We start from the raw sequence: 6,331 nt of genomic DNA, 5'->3' as shown, positions 1-6,331 counted from the left end.
TTTTTTTTTTTTTTTTTTTTTTTTGTTTAGTTCCCGCTGATCTCTCGCAATCAAATCTTTAAGTAAACCGGATTTGATGGTGATTTGCTCCTCAATAGGTTTATTTTCAAATCCAGGATATTTTGAATCACAAAGATTGTCCAGAAAGGATTTTTCAAAAACGATTTCGGAAAAGAATACGAATGAACCAATACTTTGTTGTGCGTTTCTAGGTTTTTTTGGAGGTAATTTTTTCCATTCCGCCTGCAATTTTTTGGCCTGCGCCAACTTATTTCCATCTACCTTTCCCCTGGAAAGCAACTTCATCTCCTCAGCCAACTTTTCTATTTTTTTGATCATCAGGCCAGGACTCAACTTGGGTGCGTTTTGAGCCATTCGTTTATACCTGCTAAAAATCCGGTTGTTTAATTTCGAAAATTCATCCCAAATAGGCTGTCTTTTCGCTGCAGGCACCCTTCCAGAGGTTTTCCACTGCTTTTGGATTTTTTTGCTGATTTCAAATGCTGTTTTTACGTCGGCCATGTCATGGGCCTCCCGGGCTTGTTCGAGTAAGTCTTCGTAGACCTTTATGTTTTGTTCTGCCTGAAGTGCCAGTCCGTCAAAATAGTTTTTCCTGTTTCCGTAAAACACATCCAGAATAGACTGGAACTTATTTTCTATTTCTTCCTCAATCTCTTTCTCCACAGGTCCTGTTTTGAGCCATTTGAGCTTAAGTTCCTTAAAAGCTTCAGAAGCTTCTTTCCAATCCGTGCTGTTTTTAATGGCTTCAGCCTCCTCTATCAAGGCTTCCTTGATTTCCAGATTTTTCTTCCGGTTGGATTGGATGATTTCCTCAAGATAAGCTTCCTGCTCCTCCAGTTCCCGGATCAATGCCGGAAAATCTCCCAATCCATCATAACTCATCAAAGAATTTTTCAGGTGGATCAGTTTCATCAGAAAGGAACCCTTGTTCTGGTTTTCCTGGATGTCTGATTTAAGTTTTTCTACTTTGCCTTTTATGGTTTTGTACCGGTCTTCGAAATAGCGGATTGTGGATGCCTCATCCTCCTTCACCTCTCCGATAACCCGGTCTTCCTGGCCTAAAAAACCCTTTAAATAAATTTTGTCTTCTTTTATATATCCATAAGGATGCTCCGTCATGATCAGCAAGGTTGGTTGTAATTCTGATGTGGTTTTTCCAATTTCTGCAAATTAATTAATAATGCTTCATTTATCCTAAGAAAGCGGATTTTTTACCATCTTTGTTGATTAAATTAAACGTAAAAGAACCATGAGTAATGAAAAAATAATTTTTTCTATGGCCGGGGTCTCTAAAATCTATCCCCCACAGAAGAAAGTACTTAAAGATATTTATCTGTCATTTTTTTATGGTGCCAAGATCGGCGTGTTAGGCCTTAACGGCTCCGGTAAAAGCTCCCTGCTACGGATCATTGCCGGTAAGGACACCGAATATCAGGGGGAAGTGGTTTGGTCGCCGGGGTATTCTGTGGGAATGCTGGAGCAAGAGCCGGCATTGGATCCTGCCAAAACAGTAAAAGAAGTAGTGGAAGAAGCCGTTGAATCAACCATCAACCTGCTCAAAGAATTTGAATCCATCAATGAAAAATTCATGGACCCTGCCGTGATGGAAGATCCTGATGCCATGGATAAATTGATCCACCAGCAGGGAGAGGTTCAGGAAAAACTGGATGCGGCCAATGCCTGGGAATTGGAAACCTTGCTGGAAAAAGCCATGGATGCCCTCAGGTTGCCCCCGGCTGACGCAATTGTCGAAAATCTTTCCGGTGGAGAAAAAAGAAGGGTTGCCCTTTGCAGACTCCTTTTACAAGAGCCGGATGTCTTGTTGCTGGACGAACCTACCAACCATCTTGATGCCGAATCAGTGCTTTGGCTGGAGCAGCACCTTAAATTGTACAAGGGTACAGTCATCGCGGTGACCCACGACCGTTACTTCCTGGATAATGTGGCAGGCTGGATACTGGAACTGGACCGGGGCGAGGGAATACCCTGGAAGGGCAACTATTCCAGTTGGTTGGAGCAAAAGCAGGACCGCTTGAAAAAAGAAGAAAAAACGGAATCCAAAAGACAAAAAACGTTGGAAAGGGAGTTGGAATGGATCCGCATGTCACCCAAGGCCAAACAATCTAAAGGCAAGGCCAGGTTAAATGCTTACGATAAACTGGTAGGAGAAGAGGCAAGGGAAAAAGAAGCGAAACTTGAACTATACATCCCACCAGGCCCTCGTCTGGGCAGCAAGGTGATCGAGGTAAATGGTGTTTCGAAAGCATTTGGCGACAAATTGCTGTTTGATGACCTTACTTTTTCGCTTCCCCAGGGGGGCATAGTAGGAGTGATAGGACCCAACGGAGCGGGCAAGTCCACTTTGTTCAATATGATTACAGGCAAGGAAAAACCTGATGCCGGTCATTTTGAAATTGGAGAAACTGTGAAGATTGCCTATGTAGACCAGGAACATGATGATTTGGACCCCAAAAAGTCTGTATACGAGATTATTTCTGAAGGCAACGAATTTATCCAACTTGGAAATAAGGAAATCAACGCGAGGGCTTATGTCAGTCGCTTTAATTTTGGCGGAGCAGATCAGGAAAAAAAGGTAGGTGTACTTTCAGGGGGGGAAAGAAATCGTGTTCATTTGGCCATGACCCTGAAAAAGGGAGGAAATTTATTGCTATTGGATGAACCTACCAATGACCTGGATGTCAATACCCTCAGGTCCCTGGAAGAGGCTTTGGAAAATTTTGGAGGATGTGCAGTGATCATTTCTCACGACAGGTGGTTTCTGGACAGGATATGTACCCATATTCTCGCCTTCGAGGGAGACAGCTCCGTTTACTGGTTTGAAGGTAATTTCTCGGACTATGAAGAAAACAAAAGAAAAAGAATGGGCGATGTAAGTCCAAGGAGGATTAAATACAAGAAATTGATGTAGTGGCTTTAATGGTCATTTTAAAATTTTCCTTAGCAGGAAAGAAAGGCACCTGATTTCCAGGTGCCTTTCTTTTTGATCCGGATATGGTATATGTCCCATAATAAAGCCATTGATTTCAGAAATTTATTTTTTATAGAAATGGGGCAGGTATACTTTCTCCGAAAATGTTCTGAATTCAGGTAAAAAACATTCAATTTTTAAGAATAAAGGACTCATTCCCTTGTAAATTAATGGATTTGTTCTGATTCAGTTTGTTAAGACAGTTTTTTTCAGTAAAAAGTATTTAATTAGGGGTTAAACTCCGGTTGGCTGATTATGTAATTCATGCACTTCAAATTGGAATTTCAGAAAAGCATGTATCGGAGAGCAGTAAGCTTTTCTTTTTTTTATTAAAAGTGAATGGCTTAATAGGCTTTTTTGTTTCTTTGTATTTTAATAGGGAATACCGCAGAATTTATGATGAGACAGTTGTTATTGCGTCCGGGAGCTGAGGAATTGAATTATGAGATCAGGGGCATAGTAAAAAAAGCCCGCATGATCGAAGAGTTGGGGTATGACATTACCTGGGAGAATATTGGTGACCCCATTCAAAAAAACAACATTATCCCCGATTGGATGAAGGAAATCGTAGCGGGCTTGGTGCAGGATGATCACAGCTATGGTTATGCCGACAGCAAGGGCATGATGGCCACGAGAAAGTTTCTGGCAACATGCAACAACCAAAAAGGGGGAGTTCAGATTGGTCCTGAAGACATTCTTTTTTTCAATGGATTAGGGGATGGGATAGCCAAACTCTATCAGTTTCTTATACCGACTGCAAGGATCATTGGTCCTTCACCTGCCTATTCAACCCACAGCTCAGCTGAGGCCGCTCATGCCAATACCAGTCCCATTACCTATAATCTCGATCCCGACAACAGTTGGTATCCAGACATGGATGATTTGTACAATAAGGTAAAATACAATTCCTCCATAGTAGGGATACTGATCATCAATCCAGATAACCCCACCGGCATGGTCTATCCCAGGGAGGTGTTGGATCGTTTTGTGGAGATAGCCCGGGAATTTAACCTGTTGTTAATCGCTGATGAAATTTACCAAAATATCACCTATAATGGGTATGAGGCTATTGGGCTTTCAGAAATATTAGGGAAGGACCTTCCCGGAATTTCCCTTAAGGGTATTTCCAAGGAATTTCCCTGGCCGGGTTCCCGTTGTGGTTGGATGGAGTTTTATAACAAACATACCTCGGAGGAGTTTTCAAAACTCTGTACCACGCTGGAGAATGCCAAAATGATAGAGGTTTGTTCTACTACCCTTCCCCAGTTGGCAATCCCCAAAATCATGAGTCACCCGAATTACAAAGCCTACAGGAAAAAAGCCAATGCGGCCATTGGTACAAGAAGCCGGATCATGGAGGAGGTATTGGGAGGTGTAAAAGGCATAAAGTTTAACAAAACAAAAGGGGCCTTTTACAATACCGTGATCTTCGATGAAGGCGTACTGGATGAGCATCAATCCTTGCCTGTCAGCGATCAGAGAGTTAGAGATTACCTTGATAAATGGCTGCAGGAAAAGGAAATGCCCCATGACAAGCGGTTTGTGTATAATTTGCTGGCCTCAGAAAAAATCTGTGTGGTGCCCGTTAGTTCTTTTTGTTCCGATTTGAGGGGATTCAGGGTCACCCTATTGGAAGAAAACGAGGACGTTTTTCGAGATACTTTTGAAAGATTGGCCAAAAGTATTGGGGTTTACCTGAACTCTTCCAAAAAAGTTCTGGCAAACCATTGATATTGGTTTCATGTTGCCGGATTTTTTTTAATGAATTATCAGGAACAAACAGGCTGTCACTTTCTTCCAAGGGTTCGGAGCCTATTTCCAAATCAGGCTGACCGGCTAGAATCCATGCTGTATACCAAAAATCAGCTATCATTTTTATAGTATGCCGCATTTGTCGTTCCACCTGCCCGGCCAGCAGTTGGTGGTAAGCCTCGCTAAATGCTTTTGAATAAACCCGGGTGTTGATCCCGCCTCTTTCTTCAAAGCTGTATTTTTTATCCGCCGGAAAGCGTGCAGTGAGTCTTGCTTCGAAGGCCAAAACCGAGTCCAGTGCGGCATGGGATTGCCCGATGGTTTCCCATATCAGGTTTTGTGGGTTGGGAACATATTCCGCTTTTCCGACAAAAAAGTTGTAGTCCACGGCAAAAAGCTCCGGGAGTCGGCTTTCCCAAAACCCGTGAATGCCGTATTGTCCCGTAAATTGACCGTTATAGTTTTTGGTGGTATGTAAAGGGACATGAATATCTCCAATGTAATGACCCAGATCTGCTGCCAGACGCAGAATGGCCTGTAAATCTTTTCGCTCAAATGCCCGGGTCAATTGCAAAAATGTCTGATAAGTACTCCATGGAGCAATACCAGACATACGGAGGCTGTCCTCACCGAATTGCTTGACCGCATCGAACCAGAAGATTGGCAATAATGCCAAAGCGCTGTCCCCGTAAACATCCAGGTCAATGAAGTGTTTTTCAGCTTCTCCTTTTACGGCATACCTTCTCCGGTCTGGATTCACTGCTTTTTCACTAATAAACCGGATGTGGGGTTTGAAGCATACCATCAGTTCGGGGGGGAGTGAAAAAACGGCCTGGCGGTTGATCAATTTGTGCGCATAAAAGCCCCAGCCCGAAACCTGGTTCAGGCTGGTAATTTGTAGGACCACCATCAAAAAGACCATCCGCATGGGTAAATACAAGTATAAATGAGTGTATAATTTAATAAATTATAGAGATAATTAAAACCATGATTTAAGATAAACTAAAAAATGAAGTACGTTTGTATCATTGGTTTATCGAGATAGAAAAACCTTTCAGATTTTAAGCGTTGGAGCTAAACAAGCTGCTGATTATCAACAAAAGTGGAAAGGTTAGCAGAATTCAGGGTATATTTGGGTAATTGTTTTGCAATTAAAAATTAAACAGTTAAATTTGCGATCCATAAAAGAACAAGAAAAAGTTAATCATAAAAACATATGGCAAATCACAAATCGGCTTTAAAGAGAATTCGTGCAAATGAAGCCAAAAGGTTGAGGAACAGGTACCAGGCCAAAACTACCAGGACCTTTATCAAAAGATTGAAAAACACGGAGGACAAGTCTGAGGCACAGGAACTGTTGAAACAAGTCACTTCCATGATCGACAGGTTGGCCAAGAAAAATGTGATTCACAAAAATAATGCAGCCAATAAAAAGTCTAAATTGACCAAATTCGTAAATACCCTTTCGTAAACCGGTCAATTCAAAACATAAAAAAAACCCTGCTTCTCAATGCAGGGTTTTTTTTATGTTTAATTTTTTATATTTTTAGTGGGTACTCCGCTGAAATC

5 protein-coding genes are annotated in these 6,331 nt (G+C 41.9%); 3 read left to right on the top strand and 2 right to left on the bottom strand.

Features of this window, described 5'->3' with window-relative positions; genetic code table 11:
- Positions 1–1,140 (bottom strand): DUF349 domain-containing protein (locus HUJ21_RS13295; RefSeq protein WP_291370553.1); only part of this gene is annotated, 1,140 nt, incomplete at its 3' end.
- 130 nt (positions 1,141–1,270) lie between these two features.
- Here HUJ21_RS13295 and ettA point away from each other — a divergent pair.
- Together ettA and HUJ21_RS13285 are read left to right on the top strand one after the other, a co-directional pair.
- A complete protein-coding gene (gene ettA / locus HUJ21_RS13290; protein ID WP_291370552.1) occupies positions 1,271–2,950 on the top strand; it encodes an energy-dependent translational throttle protein EttA in 1,680 nt (559 codons plus the stop codon).
- 459 nt (positions 2,951–3,409) lie between these two features.
- Complete coding sequence (locus HUJ21_RS13285; protein WP_166143438.1) at positions 3,410–4,741, top strand: pyridoxal phosphate-dependent aminotransferase; 1,332 nt, start codon at positions 3,410–3,412, stop codon at positions 4,739–4,741.
- On the opposite strand, the gene HUJ21_RS13280 is transcribed toward HUJ21_RS13285, so the two are convergent.
- Positions 4,632–5,690 carry a zinc dependent phospholipase C family protein gene (locus HUJ21_RS13280; RefSeq protein ID WP_291370551.1) on the bottom strand — a complete coding sequence of 353 codons (1,059 nt, stop codon included), beginning with the start codon at positions 5,688–5,690 and terminating at the stop codon, positions 4,632–4,634. The two genes, HUJ21_RS13285 and HUJ21_RS13280, sit on opposite strands and share 110 nt — an antisense overlap.
- Before the next feature lie 288 nt (positions 5,691–5,978).
- On the opposite strand from HUJ21_RS13280, the gene rpsT reads away from it, so the two are divergent.
- The gene (rpsT, locus tag HUJ21_RS13275) at positions 5,979–6,233 is read left to right on the top strand and encodes a 30S ribosomal protein S20 (protein ID WP_166142474.1); all 255 of its coding nucleotides are present in this window, start codon (positions 5,979–5,981) and stop codon (positions 6,231–6,233) included.
- The last annotated feature ends 98 nt before the right edge of the window (positions 6,234–6,331 follow it).

It is taken from the genome of Cyclobacterium sp. (assembly GCF_014762705.1).
In the GTDB taxonomy this organism is placed as follows: Bacteria; Bacteroidota; Bacteroidia; order Cytophagales; family Cyclobacteriaceae; genus Cyclobacterium.
This window is presented reverse-complemented; position numbering and strand designations above follow the sequence as displayed.